Genomic DNA, 20,128 nt, shown 5'->3' with positions numbered 1-20,128 from the left:
CGCATGCCCAAAGCCAGACAGGTGCTTGTTTCCGGCACATTTTCCAGCTGGACTCCGCGCCCGCTCTCACGAAGACACCAGCGCTGGGAAACCGAACTCTATCTCACACCCGGCCGCTATGAGTACAATTTCATCGTGGACGGCAAGATCCGGCCGGATCCGCTTCAGCCGATCCTCGGAACGAAAGGCTCCGTCCTGATAGTACGTTAAACTGCCCCATACCTGCGGCACAGCCGCCGCGCAAGACCAGCTTCGCGGCGCAGTCGGCCGCCGTCTGATCACGATAAACCGGGGTTGAGTTTTCCAAAGTTATATATTAATATTGATTTTGCGGGTGGCTCTTGCTAAACTATAGACTTGAAGCCGGCTGCTGCGGGCCGCCATAACGCGAACACCCGTGCACAGCGGCAAATAAAATATATTTCGCATAATGTGGATACTGAATGAAACATATAATTCCATTTCATGAAATTCTGAAAAAAACCGCGCTCGCGGCAATCATCTCCGTCATAGCGGTATGCGCGCCGGACACGGCGCTCGGAGCGGCTTTCACCGCCCGGTCAGGCCACTCGCAGACACTGCTCCAGAACGGCAACATTCTTATAGTAGGCGGCAGAAGCGGAACCGGCGTCTATATTTCCGCCGTGCAGGTGTACGACATGACCACCAGCACCATGACCACCGCCATAACCTCGGCCATAGCCCAGCGCAGCAGCCATACCGTGACGCTGATACCGGACGGGCGCGCGATTATAGCCGGCGGCGAGAACAAAGCCACCAGCATCGCCATTTTCGACCCTGTCACAAACTCTCTGACCGAAACCTTGCCCGCCGGGCTGCCAGACGGCGGGCGCATCTCCCATACCGCGACGCTCCTGCGCGACGGCAGAATCCTTATCACCGGCGGACTTAACAGCAGCCATCAAACCGAACCGATAACCACCGGTCTGCTGTTGACGGTAACCGGCGATATCATAACGCTCGAACACACCGGACAGATGATAACGCCGCGGTACGGACATACCGCCACATTGCTTAAAAACGGGCATGTGTTCGTGGCTGGAGGCCGGGCCGTGAATGTGGACGGGAGCTCGCGCTATATTGAAACAACGGAACTTTACGATCCCGACACCAATGTCTGGAGCCCCGGTCCGGCGCTGATCCGGCACCGCGCTTTCCATACCGCCACTTCGCTCAACGACGGCTATGTACTCGTAGCCGGCGGCAAAGATGACACATTCAAATACGACAGTTTTGAAAGCGTGCTCGGTTCCCAGGGCTACATTGATGAAGCGGAAAAATACGATCCCCTTTCAAACACCATAGTCCCCACGGCCTCGCTGCCGGCCCGCGTGTCATCGCATACGGCAACGCTTATGGCCTCCGGCGTAACGCAATTGCTTGGCGGGTACGGCAATTTCGCGGACCAGCATGTGCCCGGCCCGTTCAATGTTCTGGAGAGCACCGTCGCATTCACTCCGATAACAGGTTCGACCAACACGGTCCGGATTAACCTGGCCACTTCACGGCTCTCGCTTATCATGGACGCCAATTTTTCTGCGGGTTCCGAGTTTTCCGGCACTTTCTCCGACGCTTATGTGATATTCGACTCGGCCACTGTTGTCGCAAAAGATTTCGAATTGTATACTAATCCGGACTACATGACTTTCGAATCCCTTTCCGGCTATCATTCAATGAGCGATATTTCCGGGAAAGACATTTACGGCGGCAGACTGCGCGGGGAATTTCCGCTTACGCTTCACAGCGGAAGCGCGTATTTTCCCGATGTGGTCTGCCAGATCGTTCCCAACACCATCTCCACCGCAACTTTCACATTGACTGAAGAAATAGGGCCCGGCGGAGAAGGCCTTGTTGTCGCAGGCACTACCGCCACCATATACGGGCAGGTAATTATTGACCCCGCCGAATATATCTATTCCGCCGCGCCGCAGGGACAGACCAAAATCATAACCGCCTATGCCTGGATCAACACGCTGGTAATGACCAATCAGGAATCGCTGGTGGTGCGGTATACCACAACCTCCGGCGAAGGCTTTGCCGTCAATCTGCCGGTAAGCGTGCAGCCGCCGACCGTTCTTGAATCACCCTACGCAAACGTTCCGTTTCTGATAACGCTGGATATAGGCTCGGTATATAATGAAAGCGACTCCTCGGCCCCGGTGGGAGACCATGGCGGTTTCTATGCGGAATCCGGCGAGCTGACCGTGCAATACTCCGCCAGCCCCATGAGCGTGCGCTCTCTTTCATATGAAACAGCCGTCGCCACCTGCGCGGTAAAAGAGTTTATTTTCGCAGACACGTTCGATTACAGCCCGTCGTCCGGAAACTGGGGCCTGAACTATAGCGCTTTCGCCGATGTAACACCTGAAGGAAAACCGGTAGTGAACCCGATTTTCAACCAGGCCGCGATGCTCACTCCGGCATCCGATAATGTGACCTGGGGCGGACAGGACTGCAACCGCACAGGAACGACACTTGCGCCCACTCCGTCCTGGTTCGAGGAATGGGCCGACTGCGACACCATTATCGCGAACAGAAGAGTGCACTCGATCATCACGCACTCGCAATCATGGAACAACGGCCCGGCGCTCAGCGCAAGCCGGGGCCAGCATACAGCAAACATACTCGCCAACGGCAAAATCCTCGTGGCGGGCGGCACTGACGGAACCTCGACTCTGGCTTCGGCGGAGATACTTGACCCGGCGCTCGGCAGCAGCAGTTCCTGGGTAAGCGCGGGAACAATGACTTATTCACGCTCCAACCATACCGCCACCATGCTGCCCAACGGCAACATCCTGGTAACGGGCGGCTATACGCAGGGCGTGACCTCGGGCTCAATAACCTCGGCTGAAATTTATTATCCTTCCGAAAACGCCTGGGTGGAAACCTCGCCGCTTAACACGGCCCGGCAATCCCATTCCGCAATCATGGTGCCCAAGGGCTTATATGGCGGCAATATTCTCGTGATTGGCGGTTATTCCAATTCGCAGTATCTCGACAGCATGGAGCTTTACAACCCGGTGACTTCGCAATGGACCGCACTGGCCACAACCCTGACCACCAAACGGGCACAGAACAGCGCCACGCTCATGCATAACGGAAATATCCTTATCTGCGGCGGCGTGAACGGCACGCAGGGAACGCTCAACTCCTGCGAGGTCGTCGTTGTCCACGATGACGGCACCTTCACCGTGCAGGCCGCGCCGGCGCTCAACCAGAAACGCCACTCGCACACCGCCACTCTTCTGCGCGACGGCCGCGTGGCCATCATCGGCGGCAATAACGGCGCCGGGGAAATACGCTGGCAGAACATCTCGGACGGAGGCGCCCGCTCTGCCCCGACCACCGAAGTGGCTACGCTGGACGGTTCGGGAGATATCGCATCCTGGACGATGGGCGCTGACAATCTCTACAGTATCTACGCCACTGGCCAGGAAATGATTTTCGGCCGTCAGAACCATACCGCCACTCTGCTTCCCAACGGCAAAGTGCTCGTGCTCGGCGGCGTGACCGGCCTGAAACAGACCGTGCCTTACGAAGAGCTCTTCAACGCCGATTTCAGCACCTGGACACATATCGGCAACGACCTCAGCCGCGGTTATCACACGTCCGTGATAACGTCCAGCGGCATGGTAATGGCGATCGGCGGCTATGACGGCTCCAAATATATCGGCACCACTCAGTACCGGTATTTCATGCCCTGGCCTGACGCGGAAGATTCCAACGCCGCGGCCTCGCCGCTGAACAGCCTGCGCCAGCCCTCCAAGATCACGCTGGACCAGAGCATTGTGTCGCGCGGCGCTTCGGTTACGCTGCAGAGCGGCGCGACAAATTTTGCCGGCATAAGCGAAGGGTCCGGCGGCGGGTCCGGCGGACAGAACAGTTATCACTCACATCCGCGGGTATACGTCTATATGATGGATAACCCGAGCGGCTGGATGCTTGACCTGAGCACGGTGGTTTTCTCCACCAGCAACGCCAATATCGGCAACTGGAACCTGGTGCGGTCCTCCATAACATTCGGGATGCCGATACTGCCCTACGGCTGGTATCAGATGCGGGTGGCGAACAATTCGCTTTTTTCGGACGGCGTCAGCACTTTCGTCAGCAAACCCCGGCCGGGCGGCGAAGTCAACACCGTTTCCTATGTCGGGAAAACCACGAATACTGTTTCATGGAACTGGACCTGGACGCTGAACGAATTTTCCGACACCGAAGGCTTTGAGGTGCGTTCCACCACCAACAACGTCTTTTTCGCCACCGTCGCCTACAGCGCGGCCGACACCAGCGTGAACTACATTCTGCGCGGCCTGGGCCCCAACACCCGGGTTGGCGTGCAGATAGCGCCGTTCAACCTGACGCGGTCGGGCACTTTCGTCAAATCCGCCACCTATTACACTTACGCGAATCCGCCGCTGGACCTGACGATCAGTTCGGCCACTTTCAGCACGGTATCGCTCTCGTGGGCCGCAAACAGCAACTCGGAATCAACCCAGTATGAAGTTTCCATGGCAACGAATGACGAGTTTTCCGCCAACGTGTCCACACCCGTGCCGTTTTCAACGTCGCTGACCACAAACACGGTCACGGTGCCGAATCTCGCGGCCGGCACGGAATATTTCTTCAGGGTCCGCGCCCGCAACGGCAGCGCGGAAAACACCGATTTCAACTGCGGCGGGACAGTAGTCTGCCCGTCAACGGTTACGATCACCTCGCCATCCTCCGTTCAGGGCGTGGCGAACGGCACGACCACAATACGCTGGTCCTGGCAGACAACCGACACGGCCTCGACTTACGAGGTATACTCGACACCAGAAAACGAGCTTGTAGGGGTCGTAGCCCAAAGCACCAAAACCACTCCTTCCTATACTATGGTGGGCCTGTCCACAAACACCGCCTATTCAATGAAGGTCCGGGCGCTTAACGGGACAAGTATTTTCAGCGAGTTCACGCAGTCGCCCACGGTATACACCCTGACCGACATACCCGCTCCGTACGGCAATATCTCGCAGACAATGATAGCCAGCACAGACTCCATAACCGCTTACTGGCTGGGGCAGAGCAATCCGTCCGGCACAGTATACTCCGCGCTCCTGTCCACCTCAAGCACATTCGGAACGGCGCTGGCCTCGGTTACGGTAACGCAGAATGCGGCGCAGCCGTATATGTCGGGCATTTTCAGCGGACTCACGCCCAGCACATCCTATTATGTGGCGGTTTGCGCCATAAACGGCGACAACATTAACAGCAGCTACGTTCTGCTTTCAACCGCTCCGAAATACACCAGCCCCGCCGCCCCGACGAATTTCGTGCCTACGAACGTCACGGCATCGGGCGTCACGCTCTCATGGAACACCAACGGCAATGCCGCCGGAACCTATTACCAGCTCTCCTATTCCACCTGGCCGGACAATTCCTCGCCGGCCACGCTGGTTTCGTTCGACGACAAATTCACGGCGGCGGAAATGACGCTGTCCGGTTTATGGACCCAGACCAGCTATTATTTCTATCTGGGCGCGAAGAACAACTCCCTGATCACAGACTCCAAAAACTATTCGGCCACGGTGCCGATGTACCCGGAATACATAGTGACACAAGCCGGCCCGCTGGGAACTTCAACGGGCGCGGTGGCGGGTTTTTCAGGCGCAGGCACGATAACCGGCACGCTGCCCACGGGCAGAAACGTAACGCTGACAATACCGGCGGCGAGTTTCGCCAGCCCCTCGACCGAAATTTCCATAGCGGAAGACGCTACAACCAATCTGTGTCCGTCCGCGGGGATGCCGGTGATAACATTCAAGATGCTGACCAGCGGCGGTTTGCAGCCGCAGGTGCCTGTCGTCTTCGACTTCAATTACACCTCGTCCGAGCTGTCCGGCGTGGACAGGACCAAGCTGGTGCTGGCCCGTTACAATGAAAAAACGCATGAATGCATGCCGCTTCAGACCACGGTGGCGCCCAGCGGAACGCGAAGGGTAACCGCTACGCTAAACCACTTCTCGTATTTCCAGCTGATGACGGTCACCGCCGCCACGGATCTTGAAAACGTGTTTATCTATCCCAATCCGTTCTATCCGAACAGGGGCAACGGGTTCGTTACATTCTCCAATCTGCCGACAAGCACCGCCGTGCGGATCTACACGCTCAGCGGCGAGAAGGTGTGGGACGGTTCGAAGAATTCGGCAGGCCCGCTTGTATGGGAGGGGAAAAACTCGTCAGGGAACAAAGTCGCCAGCGGTGTTTATCTGGCGGTCGTGGAAGGCGCCGGCCAGACCAAGGTTTTTAAAGTTGGGGTTGAACGCTAAACGGCCGTACCGGGCAAAACGTGAATAAAATGATTAATAAATCGAAAACAGCGAAAATTGCAAAAAAAACGGCGGGGTTGTTAACGGCGTTCCTGCTTGCGGCGATAGGCGTTGCTCCGCCGGCGGGCGCGGTGGCCTTTAACAGCCAGGCTGTGGGCACCACCGGCGCGGACTTTTTGAATCTGGGAGTTGGCGGCAGAGCGATGGGCATGGGCGGCGCCTACACCGCGGTTGCGGAAAACGCTTCGGCGATTTACTGGAACCCGGCGGGCCTTGTGCAGATCAACCGGATGTCGGCCACGTTCATGCAGGCGTCCTATCTGGCCGACATCAATTACCAGTATGCCGCTTACGCACACCGGCTCAACACTTATTCCGTGCTGGCCTGCTCGATAATGATGACCGATCTGGGCAAGATTAAAAAAACCGATGTGGAAGGCACTTATTCTGGCGAGACGTTCACGCCCCGCGACCAGGTGTTCGCGCTGGCGTACAGCCGGGGCATACAGGAGCTGTCGGACCGGGATCTGGATATTTCCATGGGCATCACCGCCAAGTATTATACCACCAGGATAGTGGAACAGGCGGCGGGCGTGGCGTTTGATCTGGGCGTTATGGGCTACTATTTTTCCAGCATACCTTACCGGCTGGCCTTTATGCTCCAGAATCTGGGCACCGGCCCGAAATTTGACCAGGAACGCAGCCCGCTGCCGACCAGTTTCAAGCTGGGCGGCTCCATTTCGCCGTTTCCCGAACTGCTGGTGAGCGCTGATGTAATGGTGCCGCGCGGCAACTCGCCTTACGGGATGATCGGAGCGGAATATAACATGAAGCCTTACGATAAAACGCGGCTGGGCCTGCGCGCCGGAGTCAATACCCAGCAGCTGGGCATCACCGGCGGCACCAGCGGCATAAGCATGGGCATCGGGCTGGGCATGCAGTTTTTCAATCTTGACTATGCGTATGTGCCGATGGGCGAACTCGGCAGCACGCACCGTTTTTCGCTAAGTTTCGATTTCCCGCTCTGGACGCCGGTATTCCAGCGCAGGGACCGCAGCATATTCAATGAAGTGGAGCAGATTGCGTCGTTCGACGATTAATAGTAGAATGGTTGATGTTTTTTTGAAGAAAAGCACGTCTGCAGGAAAAACCGCCGGCGCCGGAAAAGCGGGCGCGGCAAAGTTTTCAGGATCAGCGTTCCCGCAGAGCGGGAACGCGCCGGAAACAGACGCAGGCAATAGTTTTAGGCACAACTCACAACCCGGTCAAGCAAGCGGGGGGTAAGTCTGGAGGGAAATATTCATGAAAGGGAAAAAGAAACCCGTAAAAAAACCGGCGTTGAAACCTGCCGGGAAAACTAAAAAGAAACTGATTTCAGCCAAACCCGCCGCCTCGAAAAAAAACCCGGCGAAAAAACGGGCGCAGCATAAAGCGGCGGCGAAAAAACACGCCGCCAAACCTGCCTCCGTGAAAAAACAGGCGAAGAAAAAACATGCCGCCAAGTCCGACACCGCGAAAAAACATACAATGAAAAAACCCGCCGCAAAAACAGCCGTTAAACACGCAGTAAAGAAACAGGCGATAAAAAATCAGCCGGCTAAACAGTCGCCGGTGAGGCATCGGGCGGAAAAAACCGCGCCCAAACCGGTCATAAAAAAAGCGCCCGCCAGACTCAAGCCGGTCAAGCCGGCAAAGCAGCACAGAACCGTGACGGTTTCGGCCAAGCCCAAAATACCGCTCCATTTCAAGTCAATGCCGCTGCCGACCTATCATAAAGATGAGGAAACGCTTGCTCCGGTGATCATCAAAACGGTCAAACCGGCCGAGCTCACTCCTTCGGAGCTGGCGGCCGTTAAAACAACACTTACCGCAATGCGCGATGAAGTGCTGCGCCGCATAGCGGACAAAAAAACTTTCGACATGCCAGACGCGGAAGTGGGCGACCCTATTGACGTGGCGACCCAGAACCTGGACAAGGAGCTGTTCTTTGAAATCACCGATAACGACCATGTCACGGTGGACCAGATAGAAGCCGCCCTGCGCCGCATCAAGCTCGGCTCTTACGGGATCTGCGAAGGCTGCCGGTGCGTCATTCCCAAAAAACGCCTGCATGCGATGCCGTTTGCCAGATACTGCATCAACTGCCAGCACAGCAATGAAAATTCGACGGTGCCGGAACCCTGATACCCCGGCTTCGGCCGCAGTATTAAAAAAAAACGCTCCCGGTTTATAAACCGGGAGCGTTTTTTTATAACACCGGATGCCACCTGCTGCCAGCCAATATACATAAACTCCGCCACGCCGCGCGACCGAACGGCAGTCGGCATTTTGCGCCCGGCGCTTTCGGCCCGGCTACGCACGTCAGTGGGAAATATATTTCTCGTAGTCTTTCTTTTTATAATAAGCGCGCACGGGCTCCGGCGGACCGGCCAGCTTCACACGCGTGCCTTTGAAATCCAGCGCGCGCGCGGAAATCTCAAAAACTTCCTTGTCGCCGGACAGAACAAATCCGTTTTCCCGGTACACCTGCATCAAATCCTTTTTAAAACGCGCCGGATCGCCGGTTAAAGCGGCCAGCCGGCCGAGGCTGTTGGTATAGTAGCCGTATTTATCCTTATGCAATGCCTCAAGCCGGGCCAGCCCGTAGAGTCCGTTCTGAGCCTTGTCAATCAGAATTTGCGAGTCGGGAGAAGTTCTCAGGAACGTGCCATAAATCCATGAATAAAAAAACACGGAAAAAAACGCCCAGCTCAACAGCACCGTAACCACCGAACCGGCAGCGGAACGCGGCCTGACCCGCTCCACATAAGTGCCCACCAGATGATCATGCAGCGCATAGCCGGTAAAAAACGCGAGGATATAGCCCAGATAAAACACGGCACTACTGATAAAATATCCGAAAGTGCGCACACCGGCCCGGAACAGGGAGATATCTCCGCCGGAAGCGTCTCGCACGCGCAGGCCCATAATCGCCTTGCCGACGGTAACGCGTCCGCCCGCGGTAAAAACCGTCACATACAGCCAGTAAAACCCTATCCAGAACAGGTTCCATTTAAGGAGCAGGCCCAGCGACAGCGTCACCGCCCCCGTTCTGGCCATATGGTAAAGCGAGGCGTAACACAGCACAAAAAACGGCAGCGCGTCTATTACATACGCCACAAACCGTTCGGAAAAGCTGGCGAGAAGAGGCCCGGCCTCCTCCGGCAATCCGTCCGTGTCAATTTCCGGGCCGGGAACCACCGTCTGCTCAAGCGGAGTGACAGCCGGTTCCGGCGCGCCTCCGCTGACATGCAGGGAAAGGGTAGCGCGGCTGGCGGGAACGGACGCTTGCCCGTCCGGAAAAGAATTCTTGTCTTCTGTAGGCATAATTGCGGATGTTTACTTGGGTATTATATAACAATATCGGGCCGTAATAAACGCGGTTTGAAAAATACCGTTTCCGCCCGCAAATCACCCCGGCCGCAGCTATTGAAGTTGCGTTAACAAAATTGCTAAATTTTATAGTGCCTGCCTGCTATACGCAGACTTCGGGAAATGGCATGAAAACGTCTTGCCTGGGCGTTAATTTTCCGGCCGGCGCCGCCGGCCGCGCCGGCAGCGGTGAAAACCCGCCCGAAACTGCCGCGGCAGAAGCGGTTCGCGCGATAATATTGCCCGATCGCCATGCGATATTGCGTCCGCGCAGGCAGGCAGAACCTGAAAGCGAATTCGAGTCAACGCCAAACGAGGTATAGATTATGGAAATGGATGTGCGCGAAATCAACAAACGGGTAAAAGAGGAAAGCCTTTTTCTGCAGGACCTGCGCCGCGAAATCAACAAGGTTATCGTGGGGCAGGACGAACTTATTGACAAGATGTTCGTTTCCCTGCTCGGCAACGGACATGTGCTTATCGAAGGCGTGCCCGGCCTGGCAAAAACGCTGGCCGTAAAAACCATGTCGGAAAGCATCTCGGCGAGTTTCAACCGGATCCAGTTCACGCCCGACCTGCTGCCCGCCGATATCACGGGCACCCTGATTTTCAACCCGAAAGAGGGTTCGTTCGCGCCCAAGAAAGGCCCGATTTTCGCCAACATGGTGCTGGCCGACGAAATCAACCGCGCGCCCGCCAAAGTGCAGAGCGCGCTGCTCGAAGCCATGCAGGAACGGCAGGTGACCATAGGCGACAGCACCTACCGGCTCCCTTCTCTTTTCATGGTGCTCGCCACGCAAAACCCGATCGAGCAGGAAGGCACCTATCCGCTGCCGGAAGCCCAGGTGGACCGGTTCATGCTCAAGCTCGACGTGACCTATCCCACGAAAAACGACGAGAAAGAGATTCTTGACCGGATGTCGCACAACGTCATTCCCAAAGTAAGCGGAAGCATCAACCCGGAGAATATCCTGTCGGCGCGGTCGGTGGTGGACGCTATTTATGTGGACGACAAAATCAAGACCTATATCGTGGATCTGGTATTTGCCACGCGCACGCCGGAAAATTACCGGCTGGAAAAAATCAAATCGTGGATTCGCTACGGCGCCAGCCCCCGCGCCACGATTTTCCTGACTGTCGCGGCAAAAGCCTTCGCCTTTCTTGACGGCCGCGGCTATGTGACGCCCGAAGACGTGAAAGCCATCGGCGCGGACGTGCTGCGCCACCGCATTCTGCTGACTTATGAAGCGGAAGCTGAAAACGTCAAGCAGTCCGACATCATCCAGATGCTTTTCGAAGCGGTGGACGTGCCGTAACCGGCCGAGGAACGGAACCCCGCGATGCAGCCCTCTGAAATACTCAAACGCGTCCGCCAGATAGAAATCACCACCAGCAAACTGGTGGCGGAAACCTTTGCCGGCGAATATCTGAGCGTATTCAAGGGCCAGGGCATGGAATTCGCCGAAGTGCGGGAATACACGCCCGGCGACGATATCCGCTCCATTGACTGGAACGTAACCGCCCGGCTGGGAAAACCTTTCATAAAACGGTTCATGGAAGAACGCGAACTGACGCTGATGCTGGCGTGCGACGTGTCCGGCTCGCAGTATTTCGGCTCGCACTCGCGCCTGAAAAGCGAAGTGGTGGCGGAACTGGCGGCGGTCTTCGCGTTTTCCGCCCTGAAAAACAACGACAAAGTGGGCCTGCTGCTTTATTCCGACCAGACGGAACTGTACATCCCGCCCCGCAAAGGCCGCCTGCACGCCCTGCGGCTGGTGCGCGAACTGCTGGCGTTCGAGCCGAAAAGCAAAAAAACCGACCTCACCGGCATGCTCACCCATATCAACCGGGTATTCAAGCGGCGGGGCATACTGATCATGATTTCCGATTTCATGGACTCGGGCTATGCCATTCCGCTCAAGCTGGCGGCCCGGAAACACGATTTCATACCCGTGCGGATCGAGGATCCGCTGGAAGAAAAACTGCCGAACCTGCCGGTGCTGATCGAGGCGGAAGACCCGGAAACGGGGAAAATAGCGACTTATGATCTGTCCAACCGGCGGTTCCGCGACCGGCATAAAATCTGCCGGTTCAGGAATCACGACGAAGCCGATCATCTCTTCCAGTCGGTCGGCGCCGACTGCATTGATATCCGCACCACCGTGCCGGTCACGGAACCGGTAGTGGCGTATTTTAAAAACCGCGCGAGGAAAAACAAACGCTCATGAACGGCAAAACCGCGCTTGCGTTTATGGTGGTTCTGCTCGCCCTGCCCGTCCGGGCGGGCGCGCAAAGCGTGTCTTTTCAGGTGGAGAAAGCGACCCGCGCCGCCGTGCTTGCCCAGCCGCTGGAAATACCGATGGAAATCATGCACGCCACCGGGTTCGAAGTCCGGCTGGACTCCTCATCGCTGACGGAAGAGGGCGACTTTGAAATCCAGTCGGTCAAAACCTCCGCCAACACCATGCTGGCGGATAATCTGGTGAAGGAAAGCGTAACGCTAACCGTCGTCCCGTTCACGCTGGGCGAAACGCAGCTGCCGCCGCTGTCGTGGAAAGCGGTGGACGGGGTGGGCAACAGCGCCAATTTCACCAGCCCGCCATTGCCCATGACGGTAGCGCCGGTCATCAAAACCGATCTTAACAAAGGAAAAATTTTCGATATCGTCGGCCCGGTCAAACCGTTCAACTGGCTGCTGCTTCTGCTTGTTCTGCTGCTCGCGGCCGCGGCGGGCTGGTATATCCGCCGACGCCTGAAAAAGAAAAACCTGCCGCCGGGCGCGGAACAGAAAAAAGACATGCGTCCGCTGGAAGTGCGGATTAACGAGGAGATTGACAGGCTGGTCGGATCCGGCGTATGGGAAGCGGGCAGGACCAGAGAGTTTTATGAGGATCTGGCCGGCATCGCGCGCAAATATATTGACGCGCGCTACGGCATGGACACAACCAAACTGACCACCTATGAACTGCTGCGCCTGCTGGGCCGCAAGGATCTGGACAAACTGGTGGTGACAGCGGTGAGGCGGTTCATGTCCTCCTGCGATCTGGTGAAATTCGCGAAAGTTTCGCCCGACACCGCCGCCCGCGACAAAGACGTGGCCGTACTGCGCGCCGTCATCGAGGACACCACGCCCCGTCCTAAGCCCGGCTCGGAAGACGAGGTGCTTGTGATACCGGACGAAGACGCTGAGTTTGCCGACGTGGCGGAAGCGCTCAGGCGCAAAACCGCGGGCAAGCCCGCCCGGCCCGGCCCGGGAGGCGGAAGATGACTTTCGGCGGACTGTACTGGTTATTGCTGCTCATTCCGATCTGCGTGATAATACTGTTTTCGCGCATGGCCATTTACGACCAGCATACCTCAATACGGCTGAGCATGCCTCCGAAAATGAGGCCGGAGCGGTGCCTCCGGGTAGAGCTGGCGGGGCTGGTGCCGTATCTGCTCAGAGCGGCGGCGCTGGTGCTTTTATGCCTGGCGCTGGCGCGCCCCCAGCTGGTGCAGAAAAAAGTGCTGCCGCCCACCGCGGGCGTGGACATCATGCTGTGCATAGACACTTCGTCCAGCATGCAGGCCAACGATTTTCCGCCCAACCGGATAGAAGCGGCGAAACAGGCTGCTCTGGAATTCATACAGAAACGCAAAAGCGACCGGATCGGAATAGTGGTGTTCGCCGTCAACGCTATGCTGCAGTGTCCGCTGACCAACGATTACAGTTCGCTGGAGGAATTTCTCAGCCAGGTGCGGATCGGGATGACTTTTTCGGACGGGACCGCGATAGGCGACGCCATCGCCACCGCGGCCAACCATCTCAAAAATTCCGCCGCGAAAACCAAGATCATGGTGCTGCTGACTGACGGCCGGTCCAACAGCGGCATCATAACCGACCCCGTGCTCGCCGCGAAAGCCGCCGCGAGCTACGGCATAAAAATTTACACGATCGGCACCGCCAGCGAAGAAGCCACCCGCGGCGCGCGCATCGGTATGCAGGAAGACACGCTTGACCGGGCCACGCTGTCCGAAATAGCCCGTGTTACCGGCGGCGAATTTTTTCACGCGCGCAACCGCGCGGAACTGGAACGGATTTACGACAACATTGACAAGCAGGAAAAAACCGAGTTCAAGAATCAGGTGTCGGTCACCTATTTCGACAAATACATGTATTTTCTGCTGCCGGCGATACTGCTCCTGTTCTGCGAATTCATGCTGGTGCGCACGCTGTTTTTGAGGATACCCTGATGCAGTTATTCCGCGATCCCATGGTTTTTCTGTGGCTGCTGCTGGCGGCCGGCGGCGTGTTTGGCGCGCTCATCTATGCGGGGCGGTACCGGGCGGGCGTGCTGCGCAAGCTGCGCCTGACCGCAATGTATTCCCAGCTGGTGACTCCCGGCACCGAACCGCGGCGCCGCGCGAAAACGATACTGTTTTTATGCGCGCTGGGGTTTCTGTTTCTTGCGTGGGCCGGGCCGCAATGGGGCGTGGAACTGAAGGAAAGCGAAACGGAAATCGCGCACGCGGTCATTGCCGTTGACACGTCCACCTCCATGCTCGCGCAGGATCTGAAGCCGAACCGGCTGGAAAACGCCAAACAGATGCTCAAGATCCTCATAAGCGACTGCAAAGGCTATCGCCTGGGCATAGTGGCTTTCGCGGGCAAGGCGTTCATCCAGTGCCCGATCACTACCGACGATCTGGCGCTGGGTTATTTTGTGGAAATGCTCTCGACCGAGATTATCCCGATGCGCGGCACCGACATAGGCAGCGCGCTGAAGCTGACCGCCGGCATGCTAAGCCCCTATCCCGGCAAGAAGGCGCTCATTCTGCTGACTGACGGGGAAAACCATGAAACAGAGCTCGACAGCGCGATCAAAGCCGCCAAGGAAAACAGCATAGCGGTTTTCGCCATCGGAATAGGCAACCCGGAAGGCGACCTGATCCCGGTCAACGCCAACGGCGCGCCCGATTACAAAAAAGATTCCGCCGGCCGTACGGTGGTGACGAAGCTGGATGAAAAAACCCTGCTTAAAATCGCCTCCGAAACAGGGGGGGCTTACACACGGTATACGGGGCCGGAGGAAGTGTCGGCCAAACTGGCGGACTTTCTGAAAGATATGGCCCGGTCAAAATGGAAAGGCAAAACCCGCGTGCAGTACAAAAACCGCTACCAGCTCCCGCTGCTCATGGCGATACTGCTGCTGCTGGCGGAAATGCTCGTGCCGGAAAAACCGCTGGCGAAATCCGCCAGGAAAAACGGCGGGAGGCGGACAAAATGAGAGTCTTGCTGCTGACAATGCTGTTTATTCTGGCCGGGCAGGCAACACCCGCCATGAGCAAACAGAACCTTACCATCCGCAAAGGCAATTCGGCTTACGCCAGCGAAGATTACGCCGGCGCGCTGAAACAATATTCCGCGGCGCTGGAAAAAAACCCGGATAACACGACTGCGCTGTTCAATTCCGGCGCCGCGCTTTACCGGCTCGGCAAACTGCAGGAAGCCGAAAAAAGTTTCGGAACAACCGCCAAGAACAAGGAACTGGGCGCGGATTCGTATTTCAATCTCGGCAACGCTTATTATTCGGAAAACAAATTCAAGGACGCCGTAAAAAGCTATAAACAATCCCTGAAACTGAGGCCGGGGGACAATAAAACTCTTTACAACCTCCAGCTTGCCCTGAAAAAACAGCAGCAGAATCCCCAGAAGGACAAGGACAAACAGAACGAAGATCAGGACAAGGATAAAAACAAGGACAAAAACGGGGGAGGAGGCGACAATCAGGACAAGAAAGATGACAAGGGCGGACAGGACCAGAATAAAAACGGTGACGGAGGCGACAAAGACAAACAGGACAAGGATAAAAACAAAGGCAAGGACGATAAGGACAAAAATAAAGACGACAAGGACAAAGACAAAGGCGACAGGAACGAAGACGGCGAGGAACAGCCGAAATCCGCATTGCCCAAATCGGACGCAGACCGCATAATGCAGATGGCGCAGGAAAAAGAAGGCCAGAACCAGAAAGACCAGATTCAGCGGCTGCGAGGGCGGCCCGCCATGCCGCCTCCGGCCAGCGGAAAAGACTGGTGACAATTTAGCTATAATATTATCGGCGGGAATATAATGTCCAGACAAAAAAGATTTCTACAAACAACGACGGGAGCGGCGGCCATATGTTTATTTTTCGCCGCTTGCGCGTGCGCGGCCACGGTGACCGCCACCGTTAACAAAAAAGTGGTTTCCCTAGACGACTCGCTCTCTCTTCAGGTTCGCATTGAAGGAGCAAGCGGCGAAGTGAAAGACCCGATACTGCCCTCGCTTCCGAATTTCAGCGCCTACAGTTCCGGGCAAAGCCAGAATATCGCCATAATCAACGGCTCGATTTCCAGTTCGCTGGTGTACAGTTACACGCTGGTGCCGCGCTTTGTGGGGCAGGCTACGATCGGGGAAATCAGGATCGTCACGGGCGGAGGCACGTTCACCACGCCGCCAATCGAAGTAAAAGTGATACCGCCAGCGTCAGGCCAGGGCAACAGCAGTCCGCAATATTCAAGGCAGCGCCGCTCCCAGCCGGCGCGCCAGCGCGCAGACACGGTCCAGACCGAACCGGACAGTCAGGACGACTCGGTTCTGGTGAAAGCCTTTGTCAACAAAAAGCAGGCTTATGTGAACGAACAGATCACGCTTACGGTGCGGTTCTACACATCGGTGCAGCTGCTGGGGAACCCCGAATACACTCCGCCCGAAACAAAAAGTTTCCTGGCGGAAGACCTGCCGCCGATGCGGTCCGGCGAGGAAGTTATAGACGGCCGCACCTACGCCTATACCGAAATCAAAACCGCGCTGTTCGGAGCCACGCCGGGCACCACGCAGATAACACCGGCTCAAGTGCGGTATCAGGTGCGCGCGGCGGAAGATCTCGACCCGTTCTCCCCGAACTTCCTGCAGAATTTCATAGCCGGCAATATGGGGCGGGCGGCTCAGATCGCCAGAACCAAACCGATCTCGGTTGAAATAATACCGTTCCCGGAATCCGGCAAGCCGGCTGATTTCAGCGGGTTGGCGGGCTCCTGCAGCATGAAAAGCGCGGTGGACCGGCGCCAGTTGAAAGTAGGCGAAGCGGCAAACCTTGCCATAACGGTTGAAGGGGTGGGCAATATTAAATCCATCGTGCCGCCGCAATTGCCGAAAATGAACGCTTTTAAAACCTACGATCTGGTAACCTCGCTCGACATATCAAAAGTCAATGATTCCGTGCAGGGCAAAAAAACTTTCAAGACGGTGATCATTCCGCGCATGTCCGGCCCGCAGACCATACCGCCGATAACGCTGTCTTATTTCAACACTTCCACGCGGCGTTATGAAACCGTCCAGACCGCGCCCATTCAACTGACAGTTGAACAGGGCACAGCCAGCCCCGACGCCAACCAGGTTTTTTTCACCGGCAACAACCGGCAGCAAGGGCCGGGCGTGAAAACGATAGCGGAAGATGTCGCTTATATAAGGAACGGCGCGCCGTCGCTGTTTACGGCATTTCTCACGAAATCGGCGGAAAACACTTCCAAAACCGCGCTCCCGGCGGCGCTGCTGCTGCTGGCCGCCGGCATAAGACTTTTAAAGGGCGGCAAAACGGATGAAAGCAGGCTGCGGCGCAAAAAAGCGCTGTCCAGCGCGCGGCAGGCCGTGAAAAACAGTGAAACCCTGTTTATGCAGAGCCGCCCGATAGATGCGGTGGAAATTCTTTCCGACGCGCTGGACGACTATCTGTGCAACAAACTCAACTGCCCTCTGGGCGGCAAGACATTCCGGCAGACGCTGGCGTTAATAAAAGAAAAATTCCCGGCCGTGCGGAAGGAACTGCTTGACGAACTCGAATCCTTTCAGGACGAACTGGAACAGATCCGCTTTGCGCCCGGCTCGGGCCAGACCGTAGAAGGGACGCAGGAACCAATTTCCGTACGGATGCTAACGCTGCTGGAACAGCTTGAAAAGGAGTTGAAAAAATGAATTTCGGCAAATGTGTAACCGCGGCGCTGCTGGTCGCCGCCTGCGCGGCGGCGGTGGCGCGAGCGGAAACGATGTCGGAACAGGCCGACCGCGAATACCGGAGCGGAAATTTCGAGGAAGCCATTTCGCTCTACCGCGAGATGGCGCGGCAGGAACCGCACAATCCGTTTCACTACTACAATCTGGGAAACGCCTATTACAAAACCGCCAGAACGGGCCGGGGCGTCGCCAATTATTACCGCGCTTTTGAACTGCTGCCGCGGAATGCGGACATACGGCATAATCTGGCATTCGCGCTCAACACAACGGGCGGAAAACTGATCCCGGAGGGAATGCCGGAAGGAATATTCGTGCTGTTTCACTATTTTTCAGCCATCGAACTGAAGGGGCTGACCGTGGTCTGCCTGTGGCTTACGCTTTTGTTTCTGGCAGCGATGACCGCCGCGCCGGCAATGCGAAAATACCTGCGCGGCATAACCATGTCGTCGGCCGTGCTGGCGCTTGTTTTCGGCGGCTGGGCCTACGCCCGCAAACAGGCCGATCTGCAAAACCCGGCGGTGGTAATTGACGGGATAGCCGAAATCCGTACCGGCCCCGGTGAAAATTTTACAGCCGCCGCCACGGTGCCGGAAGGCCATGTGCTGGAAGTGCTGTCCGAAACCGATGGCTGGGCCGAAGTCGGCCTGAAGAAAGAAGGCGTTAAAGGCTGGGTGCAGAAAAAGTTTATTGAGCCTGCCGGCTTGTGACAAAAGTTACAAGCCCGCAACAGTTGCATAAACAAAAACAAAAATGTAGTATATTTGCATAAGGGAATATTCAGACTCTTGGAGGGGAAAAATAATGCGGAAAACAACTATTATATTCGCGGCGATGCTGGGGCTCAGCACAGTGTTGTCCGCCGCCGGTGAAAACCGTCTGGAATTCACATCAATCACCGGCACTGTTCAGATTCTCAAAAACGGTCAGGTGATCATGGAGCTTACGGAAAACGATCCGCTCCCGACCAATCTGGATGCTGACATTTCCTTTAAAGTGCTTACCGGCACGGTTGAGCTGAAAGCAAATAATCAGGTGGTCATCACAGGCGCGGCCGGCGCGAATTTTTCGGTGACGCAAACCGAAAATTCCGCCACGATCAATTCCGCCACAGGCACGCCCGTGGAGGCAAAAGACAACATCGGCAACACTTATGTGCTGACCGACAACAGCGCGGTAACCTTCGCCAGCACCGAACAGGGTTTTACGGTATCGGTTGCGGAAGGCAGAATTCTTCAGTCAAATCCGAGCGGCGAGACAACGATTATCGGCAGCGGCGAAAGCGTCGTGGTTGCCGGCGCTCCGGCCACGGAACCGCCGCCCGCGCCAGTCGTGGAAGAAGAGAAGAAAGAAGAACAGGAACAGTCAACCGCCGATTCGAATGACACGGAAGACACCTCGCCGCTGCTGGGCGATATCATTCAGACGCGCCCTCAGACAAACGTTATCCCTTCCAAAGAGGAACATGAATCCGAAGAGATAGTAAGCCGGTCCGCGCCATAGGCCGGTTCTCGCCGACAGGATTATAAAAAGGGGAAAATCATGAGAAAAATTTTAACATTGGCATTAGCGTTGAGCATAACATCACCCTGCTGGGCGATACAGAATATAAAGCTGGGCGGGCTGAACATTGATCCGTTCGTTTCCACAGAGATGAAATACGACAGCAATATTTATCTGACGAAGAGCAATGTGAAAAGCGCGTGGATCAACGATTCATCGCTCGGACTGCGGCTGAACCAGAAACTGACCACCCGCTTGGATCTTGAAGCCGGGTACGCGCTGGACCTGATCACTTATTCGGTCAACCAGAGCAACAACAACGCCGTGCATCACACAGCCGACCTTTCACTTGCAAGCACGCTGGCGGACAATATGACCGCCAGGCTGGGCGATCAGTTCCTGGCAACCACCGACCAGGCCTCTTCGGAACTGACGGCCCGCGCAAAACGGGTGGAAAACACGGCCGCCTTCAACTTCGTGGCGCCCATCAAAGGAAGTCTGGGGTTCAAAATCAACACGAGCGATGATTTCAACGAATATCTTGAAGCGGCCTACTCCAACCTCAACCGCAACCGCTGGAATGCCGGCGCCGACATTACCTATCAACTGATGCCGAAAACCCAGCTGCAGGCCGGATATACGTTCGCGCAGGTGAAATACAAAGACAATACCAGAAACAACTCCAACATTCATAAAGTGGACGGTGGCCTTACGGGGCAAGTCGCGCCCAAAGTGACCGGAGAAATAATAGCCGGAGTACAGTTCCGGGATTACTCGAACAACTCTAACACCGCATCCAACAAAGCCACGACTTTCTCCTATGGAATTACGCTGGCCTGGACTCCGGGAGTCAATT

15 protein-coding genes are annotated in these 20,128 nt (G+C 56.4%); 14 read left to right on the top strand and 1 reads right to left on the bottom strand.

Translation table 11 applies throughout. From position 1 onward, the window contains the following. The 4 genes from PHW69_05925 to PHW69_05910 form a co-directional block, all read left to right on the top strand. On the top strand, positions 1-210 hold a 210-nt coding region (locus tag PHW69_05925), incomplete at its 5' end, for a hypothetical protein (GenBank protein MDD4004727.1). 233 nt (positions 211-443) lie between these two features. Then, entirely contained in the window at positions 444-6,326 is a 5,883-nt protein-coding gene (locus PHW69_05920; GenBank protein ID MDD4004726.1) for a kelch repeat-containing protein, read from the top strand. 29 nt (positions 6,327-6,355) lie between these two features. Beyond that, positions 6,356-7,426 carry a PorV/PorQ family protein gene (locus PHW69_05915; protein MDD4004725.1) on the top strand — a complete coding sequence of 357 codons (1,071 nt, stop codon included), beginning with the start codon at positions 6,356-6,358 and terminating at the stop codon, positions 7,424-7,426. A 202-nt stretch (positions 7,427-7,628) separates the two neighbouring features. Further along, positions 7,629-8,510, top strand: a complete 882-nt coding sequence (locus PHW69_05910; GenBank protein MDD4004724.1) for a TraR/DksA C4-type zinc finger protein — start codon at positions 7,629-7,631, stop codon at positions 8,508-8,510. Between the two features lie 177 nt (positions 8,511-8,687). On the opposite strand, the gene PHW69_05905 is transcribed toward PHW69_05910, so the two are convergent. Next, positions 8,688-9,692, bottom strand: a complete 1,005-nt coding sequence (locus tag PHW69_05905; protein ID MDD4004723.1) for an RDD family protein — start codon at positions 9,690-9,692, stop codon at positions 8,688-8,690. 371 nt (positions 9,693-10,063) lie between these two features. On the opposite strand from PHW69_05905, the gene PHW69_05900 reads away from it, so the two are divergent. The 10 genes from PHW69_05900 to PHW69_05855 form a co-directional block, all read left to right on the top strand. Beyond that, entirely contained in the window at positions 10,064-11,053 is a 990-nt protein-coding gene (locus PHW69_05900; protein MDD4004722.1) for a MoxR family ATPase, read from the top strand. Between the two features lie 24 nt (positions 11,054-11,077). Beyond that, positions 11,078-11,965 (top strand): DUF58 domain-containing protein, encoded by an 888-nt coding sequence (locus tag PHW69_05895; GenBank protein MDD4004721.1) that lies wholly within the window; start codon positions 11,078-11,080, stop codon positions 11,963-11,965. After that, positions 11,962-13,005 (top strand): hypothetical protein, encoded by a 1,044-nt coding sequence (locus PHW69_05890; protein MDD4004720.1) that lies wholly within the window; start codon positions 11,962-11,964, stop codon positions 13,003-13,005. The genes PHW69_05895 and PHW69_05890 overlap by 4 nt, the downstream gene beginning before the upstream one ends. Next, positions 13,002-13,970, top strand: a complete 969-nt coding sequence (locus PHW69_05885) for a VWA domain-containing protein (GenBank protein MDD4004719.1) — start codon at positions 13,002-13,004, stop codon at positions 13,968-13,970. Before PHW69_05890 ends, PHW69_05885 begins: the two co-directional genes overlap by 4 nt. Next, entirely contained in the window at positions 13,970-15,004 is a 1,035-nt protein-coding gene (locus tag PHW69_05880) for a VWA domain-containing protein (protein ID MDD4004718.1), read from the top strand. Before PHW69_05885 ends, PHW69_05880 begins: the two co-directional genes overlap by 1 nt. After that, positions 15,001-15,816, top strand: a complete 816-nt coding sequence (locus tag PHW69_05875) for a tetratricopeptide repeat protein (GenBank protein MDD4004717.1) — start codon at positions 15,001-15,003, stop codon at positions 15,814-15,816. The genes PHW69_05880 and PHW69_05875 overlap by 4 nt, the downstream gene beginning before the upstream one ends. Positions 15,817-15,936: 120 nt before the next feature. Continuing rightward, positions 15,937-17,733 carry a BatD family protein gene (locus tag PHW69_05870; GenBank protein MDD4004716.1) on the top strand — a complete coding sequence of 599 codons (1,797 nt, stop codon included), beginning with the start codon at positions 15,937-15,939 and terminating at the stop codon, positions 17,731-17,733. After that, positions 17,730-18,479, top strand: coding sequence for a tetratricopeptide repeat protein (locus PHW69_05865; GenBank protein MDD4004715.1), 750 nt, complete (start codon positions 17,730-17,732; stop codon positions 18,477-18,479). The genes PHW69_05870 and PHW69_05865 overlap by 4 nt, the downstream gene beginning before the upstream one ends. A gap of 94 nt (positions 18,480-18,573) precedes the next feature. After that, a complete protein-coding gene (locus PHW69_05860) occupies positions 18,574-19,272 on the top strand; it encodes a hypothetical protein (protein ID MDD4004714.1) in 699 nt (232 codons plus the stop codon). Between the two features lie 39 nt (positions 19,273-19,311). After that, positions 19,312-20,128 (top strand): outer membrane beta-barrel protein (locus PHW69_05855; protein MDD4004713.1); only part of this gene is annotated, 817 nt, incomplete at its 3' end.

The organism is Elusimicrobiaceae bacterium, assembly GCA_028700325.1.
Classification (GTDB): Bacteria; Elusimicrobiota; Elusimicrobia; order Elusimicrobiales; family Elusimicrobiaceae; genus JAQVSV01.
Note: the sequence above shows the minus strand (reverse complement) of the source record. Positions and strands in the feature narration are given on the sequence as shown.